Origin of the sequence: Parasedimentitalea marina (assembly GCF_004006175.1) — a bacterium.
Classification (GTDB): domain Bacteria; phylum Pseudomonadota; class Alphaproteobacteria; order Rhodobacterales; family Rhodobacteraceae; genus Parasedimentitalea; species Parasedimentitalea marina.
The window spans coordinates 1,309,432-1,326,760 of the sequence record NZ_CP033219.1 but is presented as its reverse complement, the minus strand read 5'-3'; the positions used below and the strand labels follow the sequence as shown (position 1 = coordinate 1,326,760).

Here is a 17,329-nt window from a genome sequence, read left to right as displayed (position 1 = left end):
ATGACACCCACAGGCGGCGGCCCAACGCTGCTTTATTATACATATCGCTGCGTTACAGCGCTGCTCTCGCCCTTTGCTTATCGCAAAGTCGCGGCCAAACTGGCCGCCCAAGGTGTGTCGACACACCGACAGCGTGAACGGCTGGGGCACGCCTCGCTGCCACGTAACGATGGACAGGTAATCTGGTTTCACGGCGCCTCGGTCGGCGAAAGCCTGGCGGCTCTGACCCTGATCAACCGCCTGGGTGAACAGCTGCCAAAGGCCCAGTTCCTGCTGACCTCGGGTACAGCCACTGCGCAACAGGTTGTGGCCAAACGGATGCCGCCACGTTGCCGACATCAATTCGCCCCGCTGGATGCGGCTGGTCCGGTACGCCGGTTCCTGTCGCACTGGCGTCCCACCGCTGCTGTCTTTGTCGAGAGTGAGCTGTGGCCCGTCACCCTGGTCTCAACCCGGGCCACGGGTGCAAAACTGGCGCTGGTCAATGCTCGCCTGTCGGACCGGTCAGTAGCGCGCTGGCGCGCAAAAGCGCCAACAGCCCGGTTTATCATGGCGCAGTTTTCCCTGTTCCTGACCCAGAACCAGCATATCTCGGACAGCCTGCTTGAACTGGGGGCCGCCGCAGATCGGGTCCGCGACGGCGGCAACCTCAAGGCCGGCGCCGATCCTCTTCCCATTGACGACACGGCATTGGCACAGCTACGCAATGCTTTGGCCACGCGTCCCACCTGGGTAGCCAGTTCCACCCATATCGGCGAGGAGCAGCCCGTGCTCACCGCCCACAAAACTTTGCTGCAACAACACCCCGATCTGTGTCTTTTGCTGGTGCCCCGCCACCCCGAGCGCAGCGACGAAGTGGCGGATCTGATTGCCAATGCCGGATTGACCTGCGCCCGGCGCAGCAAGCATGAATTGCCAACAGACGAAACCCAAGTTTACCTGGCTGACACCATGGGTGAACTTGGCAGCTGGTATGCTCTGTCGCCCATCGTTTTCCTTGGTGGTTCTCTTGAACCCATCGGCGGCCACAACCCGTTTGAGGTCGCCCGCGCCGGCGCGGCCATCATCACCGGTCCCGGCTATCACAATTTCCCGGAAACCTTTCCGCCGATGATCGCGGCAAAGGGCGCTGTAGAAGTGCATGATGCGGCCCAGCTCGGCCAAGCGGTTGCACGGTGGCTGACCCAGCCCGAGACATTGTTACAGGCACGCCAGGCCGCTGCTGCCTTTGCAACCCAACAATCCGCAGTGCTGGACGGGCTGGTTGAGACGCTGATCCAGCAACTGGATCTGGAGCCTGACCATGGCTGAGCTGTTTGTCACCAATTTCAACAAAAATTTCACCGGGGTTTCAGCCACGGCCGCCAATGTTATCCGCCAACAGATCAAACATCATGATCTGCACCTGGTCGGCTATCCTCTGCCCGGCTGCCCCGACCCGATCACCCTGACCCAGGCCCGGCTTCTGTGCAAACAGCCCCCCCAGGGCCGTGACTTCGCCATCTGGCACGTCCGCCGCAACCCGGAAATGCGCGCAGCCATCTGGTCACGAGACGTCCTGAAACTGCCGATCCGCATCGTCTTCACCTCGGCTGCACAGCGGTTGCATTCCACCTATCCCCGATGGCTGATCCGACAAATGGATGCGATTGTCGCCACCACAGACATTGCTGCGCGCTATGTTGCCAAAGTGCGCGCCGTGGTCCCGCATGGTGTCGATACCGATCTTTTCACTCCCGCCCAAAATCGTGCTTCCGCTTGGGCAGAACTGGGTTACGGAGGTGACATCGGCCTCGCCACAATCGGCCGCATCCGACCCGAAAAAGGCACCGAAGTCTTCGTCGAAACCATGGCGAACCTGCTGCCAAAATTCCCCCAGGCCCGAGCCCTTGTCATTGGGCGCGCCGGACGTGAACACCAGAAATTCCTGACCAGCCTCCATGCCCGCGTCGCAGCGGCCGGCCTGTCTGACCGCATCCTGTTCCCCGGCGAGATCCCAGCCGCCAAACTGCCCCAACTGATGCGTGGATTATCTCTGGTCCTGCAACTGCCCCGCTATGAGGGCTACGGTATGGTTCCCCTCGAAGGCATGGCCAGCGGCGTGCCTTTTGTCGGAACGAAAGCTGGCTATTACGAGGCCTTTTCAGCACAAGGCAATGCCGGAACCACAGTGTCCGTTGGCGCCGCAGATCAGGCCACCGAGGCCGCATTGTCAATCCTGAATGATCCACTTCGTCACGCCCGGATGAGCCAAGCAGCCCGTGACATTGCCCTTCATGGTTTCAGCGCCGCCTCAGAATCCGCCGGAATAGAATCCGTCTACCAGGATCTGTGGCGCAGCTAATTCCGAACACGATCAGGTCCCCAACCAAATCCCTTTCATCTGGCCTGAAATATCTCCGGACAAAGGCAATGGAAATGCCAAGTCAGGCTTCACGAAACCTGACGCTCTCCTCGCCAGTGGACTTTCAACAAAAAAAAGCTAGTCTTGTTAAATCTAACTTAATTGAATTTTGACCAATGCGGTGGAGACTTCTCATGATTGCTCGTTTAATAATTGCAACCTGTATAACTTCTTTGACAGTTGTTGTACCGATCTCATCGTCTGCTCAGGTGGCAGATCGGGTTCTTCGTATACCTGCCAATACTTGCGACTATTCAAAAGGGTCGCTCATCGCGTGGGCCAGTCGCACGGAAGGCTATTCTGCCATAGCCGTCCCGACAGCAACCCAAAGAGTTGATATACCTTGCTCGAACCCTGGCAACAAAGTAGCTGCTACAGACGCCTGGGGATACGACACCCAAGCCGGCGCTGTTGAGGCCGCTAAGGCACAATGTCTAACAAACCTGCCACAAGGTTTCACCAGCTGTACAGTGGTCGCGACGAGTTTTGATCGCCTCAAGTAGGACCAGTCCAAGAGGCGCAAATCGTTGGTGAAATGAAAAAGGGGCCGTTACCGGCCCCTTAAACTGATCGCACGAAATCGATCAGATGGTGGACGGCATGCGCTGTTCAACGATCTCGGCCCACCAGCTACAGCCGGCAGGAATGGCCTCATCGTTGAAATTATACTCAGGATGATGCACGGCTGCAGTATCGCCGTTGCCAACAAGAATATAGGCGCCGGGGCGCTCTTCCAGCATAAAGGCAAAGTCTTCGCCGCCCATCACCAAATCCGCGTGTTCGCAATCGCCGGACACTTTGCGGGCCACGTCAGCTGCAAACTCGGTCTGTTCCTCATGATTGACCATCGCCGGATAACCCCGAATGTAATTGACATCCGCTGCCCCACCAAAGGTGGCGGCAACGCCTGCGCAGATCTCGTTGATCCGCTTTTCCGCCAGATCGCGCATCTCACCGCTCATGGTGCGTACGGTGCCCTTCATCTGCACTGTCTGCGGGATCACGTTGAACGCATTCGACGACGTTTGAAACGAGGTCACCGACACAACGACCTGATCCACCGGATCGGCATTGCGGCTGGCAATGGTCTGTAGCGCCATAACAGCCTGCGCCGCCATCACTGTGGTATCAACAGTCTTCTGCGGCATGGCGGCGTGACCACCAAGCCCCTCAAGGGTAATGTCGAACTGATCTGTCGCGGCAAAGAACGCCCCCGCACGGATGCCGAAGGACCCAACCGGTTTGCCCGGCCAGTTGTGCATGCCGTAGACCTCTTGGATGTTCCAGCGGTCCATCATGCCATCTTCGCACATTTCCCGGCCACCACCGCCGCCTTCTTCCGCAGGTTGGAAAATCACCACCACGGTGCCATCAAAATTGCGGGTCTCGGACAGATATTTGGCCGCCCCAAGCAACATTGCGGTGTGGCCGTCGTGGCCACAGGCATGCATCGCCCCGTCCGTTTTGCTGGCATAATCCAGCCCGGTGGCCTCCAGGATCGGCAGTGCGTCCATGTCCGCGCGCAGACCGATCACTTTACCGGTGCTGTCGCTCTTCCCTTTGATAACCCCCACCACTCCGGTGCGACCAATGCCCGTTACGATCTCATCACAACCGAACTCTTTCAGTTTTTCAGCGACCAGAGCACTTGTGCGATGAGTTTCAAACAGGATTTCAGGATTCTCGTGGATATCACGTCGCCATTCAGTGATTTCCGACTGCAACTCAGCAAAACGATTCTTAACGGGCATTATTAAGTCTTCCTTATTTAAACTGCGGGCATTCGTCGTTCGACCAATTCGGCAAACCAGCTACAGCCAGCAGGAATCGTGTCGTCGTCAAAATTATAGGCCGGGTGGTGGCACATTGCGGTGTCGCCATTGCCGACAAAAATATAAGCTCCAGGACGCTCTTCCAGCATATAGGAAAAGTCCTCAGAGGGCATGATCGGGTCGGTGTTGTCATTGACACTGCCAGACACCGCCCGCGCCGCATCCGCCGCATACACTGTTTCGTCCGGCGTGTTAATCGTGGTGGGATACCCAGCATCCCACTCAACATGTGCCTGCGCCCCAAAGGCAGAGGCCGTGTCTTCGGCAACACGGCGCACCCGCTCTTCGGCCACGGCGCGGTACTCAGGGTCCAATGTACGGACTGTGCCTTTCATACGGACCTGATGCGCAATAACGTTTGATGCGGTGCTGTCAGTTTCAAAGGTACCAACAGTCAGAACCACCCGCTTGATCGGGTCCACATTGCGCGCCACGATGGACTGTAGCGTGACAACGATTTGACAGGCCACCAGAGTGGTATCCACGGCCTCATGTGGCGTGGCGGCATGGCCACCCTTGCCTGTGACAATAATCTCAAAGTCGTCAGAAGACGCCAGAAGGGCTCCGGGGCGAATGAAAAACTCGCCCACTGGCATCCCAGGCATATTGTGCATTCCGTAAATTTCCTGAATGCCCCAACGGTCCATCATCCCGTCTTCGCACATTTCCCGTCCGCCAGCGCCGCCCTCTTCAGCGGGCTGAAAAATCAGGGCAACCGTACCATCAAAATTGCGGGTTTCGGCCAGATACTTGGCAGCCCCCAACAACATTGCAGTATGACCGTCATGGCCACAGGCATGCATCTTGCCCTCGATTTTAGAGGCATAGTCCAGCCCGGTCGCTTCATGAATGGGCAAGGCATCCATGTCGGCGCGCAGACCGATCACCCGACCACTGGTGTCGGTTTTGCCCTTGATCGTTGCCACAACCCCAGTACGGCCAACCCCTGTCGTAATGTCGGTGACACCAAACTCCTTTAGGCGCTCCACCACAAATGCCGCGGTCTGGTGAACGTCAAAAAGTAATTCCGGATTCTCATGCAAATGGCGACGCCAACCAGTGATCTCACTGTGCATATCGGCGAAACTGTTCTTGATCGGCATATCCATCTCCCACTGCTTGACGCACTGTCAAATAAATAAGTTGCCTTATCAAGTATCTCAAGGAGCCAAAGTACAAAGAAATTATACGGTCGTATAACGACCCTAATTGCACCTGATTTGCTCTCCGCCGACCCCAGCGAAAAGCCTGTTTGCATTGAAGAAAATATAGTCATCACAGACTATCAGGGTTTTAGCTCATCAGCCCCTGCACCAACCGCTGCATGAACGCGTGTCCAGCATTGAACTGAGCGACAGTGACGTATTCGTTGGGCTGATGTGCCTGTGCAATGTCACCCGGACCACAGACCACAGCCGAATACCCCGCCTGCTGGAATTGCCCGGCTTCGGTCCCATAGCTGACCACATGGTTGCCATTGTCACCTGTGATTGCCCGCGCCAGCGCTTCGGCTTCGCCGTCTTTCTCTGGCTTCAGGCCCGGTACATCAGATACCATTTCGACTTCAATTCTGGTGTCGGGGTGAATGGCCTGCATCCTGGCCTCGACGGCTTGCACCTGCTGCATGTAAGTTTTGTGCCATTCCACCGAGCTTTCACCCGGAAGCACCCGAATATCCAGACTGAACCGGCAATCCTTGGCGGTGATATTCATTGCCGTCCCGCCTTCGATCTCTCCCACATGCAAAGTGGTCCAGGGGGGCACAAACATCGCGGAAATCGCATCACGATCACCTGCCATGTTTTCAGCGTTGCGCGTATTGGTCCATTCAACCAACGTAGCTGCCTGCATAATGGCGCTGACTCCGGTATGCACCAACGAGCTATGGACCTCGAACCCATGCACATGCGTCACACAGCCATAGCACCCTTTGTGCCCGGTCACGGCCTTCATCATCGAAGGCTCGCCGACAATCACCGCTGATCCTTTGGGCACGACACCCTGCATCGCTTCGATCATCAGGGGCGCACCAATACAGCCGACTTCCTCGTCATAGCTAAGTGCCAATTGCAGCGGCCTGCTGACGCCCTTGTTATGGGCCTCGACCAGAGCCCAAATGGCCAGCGCGTCAAAGCCTTTCATGTCGCAGGTGCCACGACCATAGTATTTGCCGTCCCGTTCGATCACGGTAAATGGATCGCTGTCCCAGGCCTGGCCCTCGACGGGCACAACATCCGTGTGCCCTGACAGCACAATCGCGCCTTCAACTTGCGGCCCAACATGGGCAAACAACGCCGCCTTAGGCTCGTCAGGGGCCATGAAGCGGTGGCTGATGATTCCATGCGAGGCAAGATAGCCCTCGACCCAATCGACCAGCGGCAGGTTCGTGTCACTGCTCACCGACGGAAACGAGATCAGCTTCTGCATAATCTCGAACGGTGTCAAAATTTCAGTCATGATTTAGTATCCGCTATCGGTGGTCAGCACGAAGTGGCCCGGCGTGATTTCAAGGTATTCCGAGGGCTCGGGCTTATAGTCCAGATTATGGATCGGGGACGGGATCGATTTAAAGTTCAGGTCTTTCTCAGATTTGCGCTGGCGCGGATCTGCAATCGGAACCGCTTTCATCAAGGCTTGGGTATAGGCGTGCTGTGGGTTTTCAAACACTTGCGCGCGCGGCCCCATCTCGACGATTCGTCCCAGATACATGACCCCAACCTGATGCGAGACCCGTTCGACCACCGCCATATCATGGCTGATGAACAAGAAACTGATCCCCAGATCAGACTGCAGTTCCATCATCAGATTCAGCACTTGCGCCTGCACCGACACATCCAGCGCCGACACCGCCTCGTCCGCAATGATCAGCTTGGGATTCAGGGCCAGTGCACGGGCAATTGCAATCCGCTGGCGCTGACCACCGGACAGTTCGTGAGGGTAGCGGCGCATAAAGTTACGCGGCAGCTGCACCCGGTCAAACAAGCCTGCGACGCGATCCTGCAACTCGGATCCGCTGGCCAGACCATAGTTACGCATCGGTTCAGCAACCTGATCCATTAACATCATCTGTGGATTCAGCGAAGCAAACGGATCCTGAAAGATCATCTGCATGTCCTGACGGACTTTGTGCATCTCGCGCTGATCGAATTTCAGCACATCACGTCCTTCAAAGCCCACAGTCCCGGAATGCGGGTCAACCAAACGCAAAACAGCGCGGCCTGTCGTCGACTTTCCGCAGCCCGATTCACCAACCAGCGATAAAGTCTGCCCTTTGTTGATGGAAAACGAGACATCTTCCACTGCGTGGACCTGCGCCACGTTCCGCCGCAAAAAGCCGCCTTTGACATCAAACCGAGTGGTCAGATTTTCGACCTTCAACAGCACCTCGTCAGTGCCCTTAATCGGATCAAGGTTCTGACTTTCGACCCCCAGCAACTTCATTGGTTCAGGATAGGCCTTGCCCCGCATCTCACCCAGTTTGGGCACTGCCGCCAGCAGTGCCTTGGTGTAATCATGTTGTGGGTTTTCAAAGATCTCTTCGACCGTGCCTTCTTCGACCTTGTTGCCCCGGAACATAACCACCACACGGTCTGCCATCTGTGCGACAACTGCCATGTCATGAGTGATAAACATCACTGCCGTGCCGGTTTCGCGTTTCAGCCGGTCCATCAGCGCCAGAATCTCGGCCTGAATGGTCACGTCCAGCGCCGTCGTTGGCTCATCTGCGATCAACAGCCGTGGCTCGCAAGCCATTGCCATTGCGATCACCACCCGCTGGCGCATGCCACCAGATAATTCATGCGGGTACTGCCCCAACCGCCGCTCAGGCTCAGGGATGCGCACTTGGCGCAGCAATTCAAGTGCGCGTTCTTCGGCTTGCGCCTTGTTCAGTCCCTTGTGAACCCGCAAACCTTCGGTCAACTGGCGACCCACAGTGAAAACCGGGTTCAATGCCGTCATTGGCTCCTGAAAGATCATCCCGATCTCGTCGCCGCGAATCTCTTTCATTTGATCTTGCATGGTATTCGCCAGATCAATGGTGTCACCGTCACGGCGGTTGAACATCAGTGCACCACCCGCAATCTCACCTCCGCCGAATTCAACCAGCCGCATCAGCGACAGCGACGACACCGACTTTCCAGAACCGGATTCGCCCACCACACAGACAGTTTCGCCCGGGTTGACATCAAAGGAGACGTCCTCGACTCCGACCACAGGTCCATCCTTGGTTTGGAATTCGACACGGAGCCCCTTAATTTGCGCAATCGGTTGGTCAAGCACCCAGGCACTCCTTTGATTATCGTTGTTGTCAATTTTCAGAACGTTACGCCGGCCCAGCAACTCCGTCAAACCCTGTAACGATTTTTCCCAAGGGAAGGCTTGCATTTTTCTGAAGTTCTGTTTCGATATAGACAGTGACCGAATGGGGGGAGAACAGCGCAAGGCAACTAGCGCAGGTCAGTGGACTATTTATTTTCCCCTATGACGGTACAGCTATGAACCGCAGAAATTGCGGCAAAACCCGTGGCCTCTTATAGCTCGGGACAAAGACACATAAGTGTCGACAAGGAGTGTGAAATGAAACTAAAAGCCCTTTTGCTTGGCGCCATTGCCGGTACAGCATTGGCCCCAGCCGCCTTTGCTGAGCGCGGCTCGGATGGTCACGTCAACATCATTTATTGGCAAGCGCCATCGATTTTGAACCCTTATCTGTCTAGCGGCACCAAGGATATTGAATCCGCCTCGCTGGTCGTAGAGCCTCTGGGTCGCTATGACCAAGACGGTGCTTTGGTTGCCTATCTGGCCGAAGAAATTCCAACTGTTGAAAACGGTGGCGTTTCGGCTGATCTGAAGTCGATCACTTGGAAACTAAAATCTGGTTTGGTGTGGTCCGACGGTTCTCCTGTGACCTCGGCTGACGTGAAATTCACGGCTGACTACTGCATGGATCCTGCAGGCGGTTGTGCTCAGCTCGCTAAATTCGAAGGCGTTGATTCGGTTGAAATCATTGATGATTTGACCGTGACTGTCACCTTTGGCGAAGCCAAGCCAAACCCTTACGGCCCTTTCATGGGTGGCCAGTCGCCCATCATTCAGATGGCACAGTTCGAAAACTGCATGGGTGCCAAGGCACCTGAGTGTACCGATGCCAACTTTGGTCCAATCGGCACCGGCCCGTTTGTTGTCACCGATTTCCGTCCTAATGACGTGATCTCGATGGTTGCCAATGATAACTACCGTGACGCAGCTAAGCCTGCATTTGCCTCGTTGACCTTCAAAGGTGGCGGCGACGCAACCGCATCTGGTCGCGCTGTGTTGGAAACGGGCGAGTTTGACTACGCTTGGAACCTTCAGCTGGCACCCGACGTGTTGGCCAAAATGGCTGAAGGCGGCAAAGGGACTACCGTTGCAGCATTTGGTACACTGGTTGAGCGTATCGAAATGAACATGACCAACACTTCGCCTGACCTGCCAGAAGGCGAGCGTGGCACGGCTATGCACCCGCATCCGTTCCTGACAGATGTTCGTGTTCGCAAAGCCCTTTCTATGGCGATCGACCGCGACCTGCTGGTTGAAATCGGTTATGGCCGGGCTGGTCGCCCAACCTGTAATCTGGTGCCTGCTCCGCTGGCCTATGCTTCGGACAACACTGACTGTCTGACACAGGACATCGCTGGCGCTAAAGCCCTGCTAGACGAAGCTGGATGGGCCGTAGGTTCCGACGGTGTGCGTGAAAAAGACGGCGTTCGTCTGTCCATGCTGTACCAAACGTCTACCAACGCCGTACGTCAGGACTTCCAAGCTCTGATCAAACAGTGGTGGGAAGAAATTGGTGTAGAAACCGAACTGCGTAACATCAACGCCTCGGTCTTCTTTGGTGGTGACCCAGGCTCGCCTGACACATTCCAGCGTTTCTATGCAGACGTTGAAATGTATGCCAACAACTTTGATGGCACCGATCCAGAAAGCTATCTGGCTCAGCACACTTGTGATAAGGCTCCCAAGCCCGAAACACAGTGGCAGGGTGAAAACATGAACCGTTACTGTGATCCGCTTTATGACGAGCTGGTTGCTGAACTTGGCCGTACCGGTTCGCTCGCCAAGCGTGGCGAGATCGCCAAAGTGCTGAACGACATGCTGACCAAAGACAGCTATGTTGTTGTGCCTTTGGTTGACCGTGGCCGTGTATCGGCACACGCCAACAGCCTTGGTGGCGTTGTTCTGAACACTTGGGACAGCGAACTGTGGAACGTTGCGGACTGGTACCGCATCAAATAACAGGCTTACACCTCTTGAGGCCCTGGCACATTGCCGGGGCCTCTTGCCTTTCACGATGGGTCATTTGGCCAGCCGTAGCTACGGTGAACCCCACGTGCGACCCCGGAATCTCAAGACACACTTGCAAAGGCGTCCAAGCTTATGCTGACCTTTACAATCCGGCGACTGATCTTATCGGTCCCGACCCTGCTTTTCATCAGCCTCGTGATCTTTCTGCTGCTCGAACTCGCCCCAGGCGACCCGATGGCACAGGTCCCGCTGACAGTTCCCCCCGAAGTCAAAGAAAAAATGCGCGAGGCCCTGGGCCTTGGCCAACCCATGCACATCCGTTTCTGGAAGTGGCTGGTGCAATTCTTCTGGATTGAACCCCAGGTGATGATCGATCATTTCTTTGGCACAACCTATGCCGTTGGCGACCTGCGCGTGATCTCATGGCAGACCCGTTCGCCAGTGATGGACACCGTGGTTCAGCGCATCCCGCAGACCCTGTGGGTTGTTGGCACCGCCTATATCGTTGGTATCCTGATCGCTCTGCCCATCGGCATCTACTCGGCCTACAGACAGTATTCGGTGTTTGATCAATGCGGTACATTTGTCACCATGATCGGATTTTCAATCCCGCCGTTCTTTACCGGACCGCTGTTGATTGTGATCTTCTCGGTGCAGCTGGGTTGGTTCCCATTCATCTATGACACCACCCATGTGGTGAATGACTGGGATAGCTTTGTTTACCAGCTCAGGCAAATGATCCTGCCAGTGATGGTGCTAGCGCTGCAAACCACGGCGCAGATCAGTCGATACATGCGCGCCTCGATGCTGGATAACCTGAACCAGGATTATGTCCGCACCGCCCGCGCCAAGGGACTGAGCGAATCCGTCGTGGTCATGGCGCATGTGCTGCGCAACTCGATGATCCCCGTGGTCACAGTGATTGCTCTGGGCATGCCCGCCATCTTTGGTGGTGCCATTATCACCGAGCAGATTTTTTCGGTGAACGGTATCGGCTCACAGTTGATCACTGCGCTTTTCGCCAATGATCTGCCCACTGTGCAAACACTGACCTTCATCTTTGCGATGCTGATCGTGTTCTTCAACCTGATTGCAGATATCCTCTACGGCCTGCTTGATCCGAGGATCCGCTATGACTGATCTGTCAAACCAATCCCCACTTGCCCCGCCGCGCAGCCAATGGCTGAACGTCTGGGACCAATTGAAGAAACACAAAGGCGCACTGATGGGCGGCGGGTTCCTTCTTTTCATCACTCTGGCCGTGCTGTTTGGACCCTATATCTGGACTCTGGACCCGCAAAAGATCGACTACCGCGCCCGGGACTTCCGACCGGTCTATCAGCTGCTGTTTGATGCGGATGCCAAAGCTGCCTGGGGCCATCCGTTGGGCACCGATCAGTTGGGCCGTGACGGATTGGCCAACATCCTGGCCGGTGGCCGTACCTCAATGGCTGTGGGCTGGGCGGCGATGTTGCTGACCCTGTTCATTGGTACCATGATCGGAGTTATTGCCGGGTACTTCAAACGATTGGATGGCCCATTGATGCGATTGACCGATCTGTTTCTATCGCTGCCAATCCTGCCCCTTTTACTGGTGGCCGTGACCTTGTTCCGCCAGCCCCTGCGCGCCAACTTTGGGCCCGAAGGCGGAATGTTCATCCTGATTGTTGCCATCATTGGTATAACCAGCTGGATGCCGACCGCACGGATTGTACGCGGTGACGTGCTGGCGCTTAAGGAACGCGAGTTCGTTTTGGCTGCACGTTCAATCGGAACCCGACCTGGTGCAATGATTTGGCGTCACTTGCTGCCCAACGTGATCTCTCCGATCATGGTGTCAGCCACGTTGGGTCTGGCGGCGGCAATCATCACTGAAAGCGCATTGTCCTTCCTCGGTGTTGGCTTTCCGTCCGATTTCCCCACCTGGGGCAAGATGCTGGCCGACGCTGTGCAGCGGATGGAGGAATTTCCTGAGCGCGTGATGCTGCCTGGTGTTGCGATCTCACTGACGGTGCTGAGCGTGAACTATCTGGGTGATGGCCTGCGAGATGCACTGGATCCACGAATCCGAGGCCGCTGATCGTCTCTGGCCTCGACAACCGACCAAAACAGCCGCTCCGATTGGGGCGGCTGTTTTTTTTGAGTATTTTGAGAAAAGATGAAGGCTGATTGGTGGTGATACTGGGTCGGCTGGAGGAAATCTTAGTGGAGCTTTTTCCGAATGCGCCGCACCGCTATCCAGACCAGGGCCACAACCGGCACAGTGATCATCGCTGTTAACGTGCCCTTGCTGAGGCCCAGCAGTGCGGCCAGCGGGTAACCGGCATAGGCAACCAAGGACACGCTGTAGTAACTGATAGCGACGACAGACAGCCCCTCGACTGTGGTCTGCAGGCGCAGTGCAAGATCGGCCCGCCGGTCCATGCTTTCCAACAGCGCTTGGTTCTGCGCGCTGCGCTCGACATCTACCCGCGTTCGCAGCAACTCCCCTGCGCGGCGCGCCCTGTCCGCCAAAATTCCCAACCGTGCCTCGGTTGATTTCACAGTGCGCATTGCTGGTTCGTAGCGGCGCAACATGAAATCAGCGAAATTCTGATACCCCTCATAGCGCTCTTCGCGCAGCAGGCTAATACGTTGGTCTACCAAAGCCTCATAGGCACTGGTAGCCCCGAACCGGAATGCCGACCGTGCGGCCATGGCTTCCAATTCAGCCGAAATCGTCAGCAACTGCGACAGGGTCTTGTCGGCTGGCATCTGCCCGCCGGTCATCTGCACCATCATTTCGGACAGATGCGTGTCGAGCCCGCCTATACAATCCGACAACCGACGCGACCGCGAGAACCCCAACATCGACATCGCCCGGTAGGTCTCAATCTCACACAACCGTTGCACAATACGCCCAACGCGTCGGGACCCAGTTTCAGGGCTGACAAAAACCGCAAATCGCATGTGTCCTGCTGGATCAATACGGAAATCACCTGCCATCACCGCGCTGCCATCCAGCACTTCCGAGACCGCCAGGCTTTCGGGGACGAACCAATCGACCAGATTGCGGGTCATTTCGTCAGCTGGAGGGCGTGGTTGAACTCGGAAAACCAGCGAGGTCACCCGTTTTCCCGGCGCCATATCCAGCCAGTCCTCAGGGAAAACTTCAAAATCCACCGGATCAAAGGCCCGGGCGCTGACTCCGGATGAGTAGATCATGTAGCTGACGAACTCGGTGTGTTGTTCCCACTTCAGCTGGTGCCGCCCTATTTGCGCCGAGTGGTGCGTGGCACCGGGTTTTGGATGCGCCGCGCCATGGCGGTCCAGCAAATCGATCAGATGCCGCAGATCTTCGTCGCGATCGCGGTGCACCGCCTGATGTTCTTGTTTAATCGTCACAAAAACCACCGTGCACGGTCCCTGCATGGTGGGAAACGGACGTGCATGCAGCTCATTGGCAAGCTGATAGCGCAGCGGGTGATCCTGAATTGGCGGCATCTGCGGGCTCCTGGCATGAACCCGCAGACTAGCGCCACTGCTCAGAACTGTAAAGAAATGTATTATTTCAATATGTTACCGGAATACCATCGTATACGATAGGTCATTCGAGATGCCTGAAAATTCCATTTCCAGCATTCAACCCACTTAGGATCGCAGGCTTTGCACCACAGTGCCCAATAGACGATGCAATGAAAAAGGCGCCCCGGTAGGAGCGCCTTTTATCTTGGGTATGGGGCTGACTTACGAGATCAGCGTCAGCAGAGTGTCCAGGCTGGCCTTGGCGTCGCCGTAGAACATGCGGGTGTTGTCCTTGAAGAACAGCGGGTTTTCGATGCCGGAATAACCGGTGCCCTGGCCGCGCTTGGAGACAAACACCTGTTTCGCCTTCCAGCATTCCAGCACTGGCATCCCGGCGATCGGCGAGTTGGGATCGTCCTGCGCCGCCGGATTGACGATGTCGTTAGAGCCGATGACGATGGCGACATCCGTATCCGGGAAGTCGTCGTTGATCTCATCCATCTCCATGACGATGTCATAGGGCACTTTGGCCTCGGCCAGCAGCACATTCATGTGGCCAGGCAGACGGCCCGCCACCGGGTGGATCGCAAAGCGTACTGTTTTGCCTTTAGCGCGCAGGCGCCGGGTCAGTTCAGCCACGTTCTGCTGTGCCTGTGCCACCGCCATGCCATAGCCGGGGATGATGACGACACTGTCGGCCTCGTCCAGGGCTGTGGCAACGCCATCGGCATCGATTGCGATCTGCTCGCCCTCGACCTCCATCTGTGGGCCTGTGGTGCCACCAAAGCCGCCCAGGATCACCGAGATGAACGACCGGTTCATTGCCTTACACATGATGTAGGACAGAATCGCACCGGATGAGCCAACCAGCGCACCAACAACGATCAAAAGATCATTGCCCAGCGAGAAGCCAATCGCCGCAGCGGCCCAGCCGGAATAGCTGTTCAGCATCGACACAACCACCGGCATGTCAGCGCCGCCGATGCCCATGATCAGGTGATAGCCGATGAACAGCGCCGCCAGTGTCATCAGCGCCAGCGGCAAGAAGCCACCGGTGTTGAAGTACCAGATCAGGCAAAGAAGCGACAGACCAGCCGCGCCAGCGTTCAGCATATGGCCACCGGGCAGTTTTGTTGCAGTTGAGCCCAGCTTGCCCGCCAGTTTGCCATAGGCAACCACAGAGCCAGTAAAGGTCACGGCACCGATGAAGATACCCAGGAACACCTCGACCTTGAGGATGGACAGTTCAACCGGCGTTTTATGCGCCAACAGCGCGGCAAACCCTTCGAGCCCCTCACGGGCCTCGTGGCTCATCGTCAGAACATTGCCCATTTCGATATGCGCGTTAAAGCCAACAAACACCGCAGCCAGACCAACCAGCGAGTGCATCGCGGCGACCAGCTGCGGCATCTCGGTCATCTGAACCCGCTGCGCGACCACATAGCCAATCGTGCCACCACCAGCGATCAACAGCAGCGACAGTAACCAAAGGCCCTGACCGGGTCCCACAAGCGTTGCAAACACCGCCAGCGCCATGCTGACAATACCGTACCAAACCGCGCGCTTGGCGCTTTCCTGACCGGACAGCCCGCCCAAGGACAAGATGAACAGAACAGCCGCAACCACATAGGCGGCAATAGTGAAGCCAAATTCCATGATCCAGACCTCCTTAAGATTTCTGGAACATGGCAAGCATGCGCCGTGTTACGAGGAAGCCGCCAAAGATGTTGATCCCGGCCATGAAAATGGACAGCGAGGCCAGCAGGATCACCAGGAACGACCCTGATCCGATCTGCATCAGCGCACCCAGAATGATGATCGACGAAATCGCATTGGTCACCGCCATCAGCGGCGTGTGCAGCGAATGCGCGACGCCCCAGATCACCTGGAAGCCAACAAAGCAGGCCAGCACAAACACAATAAAGTGCTGCATGAAACTGGCCGGCGCCACCAATCCAACCAGTAACATCAGGACCGCGCCGACCCCCAGCAGAGTCACCTGCTGCTTGGTCGCCGCCTTAAACGCCGCGGCCTCAGCCGCCCGTTTCTCCTCGGCCGTTAGCTCGGGCACCACCTCTTTGGGTTTGGCCGCAATCGCTTGAACTTTCGGTGGTGGCGGCGGAAAGGTGATCTCTTTCTCAAAGGTCACCGTGGCGCCGCGGATCACGTCATCTTCCATGTTGTGATTGATCTGACCATCCTTTTCAGGGGTCAGGTCAGTCACCATGTGACGGATGTTGGTCGCATACAAGGTCGAGGCCTGCGCCGCCATCCGGCTGGGGAAGTCGGTATAGCCAATGATGGTGACACCATTTTCGGTGACGATCTTTTCGTCCATCACCGTCAGCTTACAGTTGCCACCCTTTTCAGCCGCCAGATCAACAATCACCGAGCCCGGCTTCATCGCCGCGACCATCTCTTCGGTCCACAGCTCAGGTGCCTCGCGGTTCGGGATCAGCGCCGTGGTGATGACAATGTCCACCTCAGGCGCCAGTTCAAGGAACTTGGCCAGCTGAGCGGCGCGGAATTCTGGGCTAGAGACCGCAGCATACCCCCCAGTCGCCGCACCATCAGCCTGGTCTTCCTCAAAATCGAGATAGACAAACTCGGCGCCCATCGATTCAACCTGTTCGGCCACTTCGGGACGCACGTCAAAGGCCAGAGTGATCGCCCCCAGCGAGGTCGAGGTGCCAACGGCAGCCAAACCGGCAACGCCAGCGCCAACCACAAGAACCTTGGCAGGCGGAACCTTACCCGCAGCGGTGATCTGGCCAGTAAAGAAGCGACCAAAATTGTTGCCCGCCTCGATCACCGCACGGTAACCGGCGATATTGGCCATCGATGACAGCGCATCCATCTTCTGAGCACGCGAAATACGAGGCACCATTTCCATGGCAATCACATTGGCGCCCTTGGACTTGGCCAGCTCCATTCCGGCCTCGTTGCCTGCCGGGTTGAAAAACGAGATCAGCGTCTTGCCGCTGGTCATCCGCTTCAGTTCAACCTCACTGGGCTGACGGACCTTGGCGACGATATCCACTGATTTCCACAGCGCCGCTGGTGTCTTGATGATCTCAACCCCAGCCTCCACATAGGTGGCATCAGAAAAACCAGCAGCGGCCCCTGCTCCGGTTTCGATGGCGCAGTCATAGCCCAGCTTTTGCAAGTGACGCGCAGACTCCGGCGTCATCGCTACACGCGCCTCGCCGTTAAATATCTCTTTTGGTGTACCTATCTTCACCGTATTGGTCCCTCTCGATTTAGCCAGGCCCGCACCCGTTAGGTACGAACCGCAATAATT

At 56.6% G+C, this 17,329-nt stretch carries 12 protein-coding genes; 5 read left to right on the top strand and 7 right to left on the bottom strand.

All coding sequences use genetic code 11. The annotated features are described in order from the left end of the window. Together EBB79_RS06420 and EBB79_RS06415 are read left to right on the top strand one after the other, a co-directional pair. On the top strand, positions 1 to 1,311 hold the full coding sequence (locus EBB79_RS06420; RefSeq protein ID WP_127748135.1) for a 3-deoxy-D-manno-octulosonic acid transferase: 1,311 nt from the start codon (positions 1 to 3) through the stop codon (positions 1,309 to 1,311). Next, positions 1,304 to 2,344 (top strand): glycosyltransferase family 4 protein, encoded by a 1,041-nt coding sequence (locus EBB79_RS06415; RefSeq protein WP_127748134.1) that lies wholly within the window; start codon positions 1,304 to 1,306, stop codon positions 2,342 to 2,344. The genes EBB79_RS06420 and EBB79_RS06415 overlap by 8 nt, the downstream gene beginning before the upstream one ends. Before the next feature lie 644 nt (positions 2,345 to 2,988). On the opposite strand, the gene EBB79_RS06410 is transcribed toward EBB79_RS06415, so the two are convergent. The 4 genes from EBB79_RS06410 to EBB79_RS06395 all read right to left on the bottom strand — a co-directional run bounded on the left by EBB79_RS06410 (position 2,989) and on the right by EBB79_RS06395 (position 8,517). Next, positions 2,989 to 4,155 (bottom strand): M20 aminoacylase family protein, encoded by a 1,167-nt coding sequence (locus EBB79_RS06410; RefSeq protein WP_127748133.1) that lies wholly within the window; start codon positions 4,153 to 4,155, stop codon positions 2,989 to 2,991. Positions 4,156 to 4,172: 17 nt separating this feature from the next. Then, positions 4,173 to 5,339: a M20 aminoacylase family protein gene (locus EBB79_RS06405; protein WP_127748132.1), complete on the bottom strand. Its 1,167-nt coding sequence runs from the start codon at positions 5,337 to 5,339 to the stop codon at positions 4,173 to 4,175. Positions 5,340 to 5,529: 190 nt separating this feature from the next. Continuing rightward, positions 5,530 to 6,693, bottom strand: a complete 1,164-nt coding sequence (argE, locus tag EBB79_RS06400; protein ID WP_127748131.1) for an acetylornithine deacetylase — start codon at positions 6,691 to 6,693, stop codon at positions 5,530 to 5,532. Between the two features lie 3 nt (positions 6,694 to 6,696). Continuing rightward, entirely contained in the window at positions 6,697 to 8,517 is a 1,821-nt protein-coding gene (locus EBB79_RS06395; protein WP_127748130.1) for an ABC transporter ATP-binding protein, read from the bottom strand. 297 nt (positions 8,518 to 8,814) lie between these two features. Here EBB79_RS06395 and EBB79_RS06390 point away from each other — a divergent pair, with 297 nt between their 5' ends. The 3 genes from EBB79_RS06390 (at position 8,815) to EBB79_RS06380 (ending at position 12,604) form a co-directional block, all read left to right on the top strand. Continuing rightward, positions 8,815 to 10,515, top strand: a complete 1,701-nt coding sequence (locus EBB79_RS06390) for a peptide ABC transporter substrate-binding protein (protein ID WP_127748129.1) — start codon at positions 8,815 to 8,817, stop codon at positions 10,513 to 10,515. A gap of 141 nt (positions 10,516 to 10,656) precedes the next feature. Beyond that, the gene (locus EBB79_RS06385; RefSeq protein WP_127748128.1) at positions 10,657 to 11,664 is read left to right on the top strand and encodes an ABC transporter permease; all 1,008 of its coding nucleotides are present in this window, start codon (positions 10,657 to 10,659) and stop codon (positions 11,662 to 11,664) included. Continuing rightward, positions 11,657 to 12,604, top strand: a complete 948-nt coding sequence (locus EBB79_RS06380; protein ID WP_127748127.1) for an ABC transporter permease — start codon at positions 11,657 to 11,659, stop codon at positions 12,602 to 12,604. Before EBB79_RS06385 ends, EBB79_RS06380 begins: the two co-directional genes overlap by 8 nt. A gap of 122 nt (positions 12,605 to 12,726) precedes the next feature. Here the strand turns inward: EBB79_RS06380 and EBB79_RS06375 are convergent, their stop codons facing one another. The 3 genes from EBB79_RS06375 to EBB79_RS06365 all read right to left on the bottom strand — a co-directional run bounded on the left by EBB79_RS06375 (position 12,727) and on the right by EBB79_RS06365 (position 17,269). Continuing rightward, entirely contained in the window at positions 12,727 to 14,007 is a 1,281-nt protein-coding gene (locus tag EBB79_RS06375; protein WP_127748126.1) for a DUF3422 family protein, read from the bottom strand. 243 nt (positions 14,008 to 14,250) lie between these two features. Beyond that, positions 14,251 to 15,684, bottom strand: a complete 1,434-nt coding sequence (locus tag EBB79_RS06370) for an NAD(P)(+) transhydrogenase (Re/Si-specific) subunit beta (RefSeq protein ID WP_127748125.1) — start codon at positions 15,682 to 15,684, stop codon at positions 14,251 to 14,253. A gap of 13 nt (positions 15,685 to 15,697) precedes the next feature. Then, positions 15,698 to 17,269 carry a Re/Si-specific NAD(P)(+) transhydrogenase subunit alpha gene (locus EBB79_RS06365; protein WP_127748124.1) on the bottom strand — a complete coding sequence of 524 codons (1,572 nt, stop codon included), beginning with the start codon at positions 17,267 to 17,269 and terminating at the stop codon, positions 15,698 to 15,700. Between the last annotated feature and the right edge of the window lie 60 nt (positions 17,270 to 17,329).

What these genes read in the sequence shown, in the direction of transcription:
- EBB79_RS06390 (WP_127748129.1), top strand. Translation starts at nt 8,815, where the DNA reads ATGAAACTAAAAGCCCTTTTGCTTGGCGCCATTGCCGGTACAGCATTG.
- EBB79_RS06405 (WP_127748132.1), bottom strand. Translation starts at nt 5,339, where the DNA reads ATGCCGATCAAGAACAGTTTCGCCGATATGCACAGTGAGATCACTGGT.
- EBB79_RS06370 (WP_127748125.1), bottom strand. Translation starts at nt 15,684, where the DNA reads ATGGAATTTGGCTTCACTATTGCCGCCTATGTGGTTGCGGCTGTTCTG.
- EBB79_RS06385 (WP_127748128.1), top strand. Translation starts at nt 10,657, where the DNA reads ATGCTGACCTTTACAATCCGGCGACTGATCTTATCGGTCCCGACCCTG.
- argE (WP_127748131.1), bottom strand. Translation starts at nt 6,693, where the DNA reads ATGACTGAAATTTTGACACCGTTCGAGATTATGCAGAAGCTGATCTCG.
- EBB79_RS06380 (WP_127748127.1), top strand. Translation starts at nt 11,657, where the DNA reads ATGACTGATCTGTCAAACCAATCCCCACTTGCCCCGCCGCGCAGCCAA.
- EBB79_RS06420 (WP_127748135.1), top strand. Translation starts at nt 1, where the DNA reads ATGACACCCACAGGCGGCGGCCCAACGCTGCTTTATTATACATATCGC.
- EBB79_RS06410 (WP_127748133.1), bottom strand. Translation starts at nt 4,155, where the DNA reads ATGCCCGTTAAGAATCGTTTTGCTGAGTTGCAGTCGGAAATCACTGAA.
- EBB79_RS06375 (WP_127748126.1), bottom strand. Translation starts at nt 14,007, where the DNA reads ATGCCGCCAATTCAGGATCACCCGCTGCGCTATCAGCTTGCCAATGAG.
- EBB79_RS06415 (WP_127748134.1), top strand. Translation starts at nt 1,304, where the DNA reads ATGGCTGAGCTGTTTGTCACCAATTTCAACAAAAATTTCACCGGGGTT.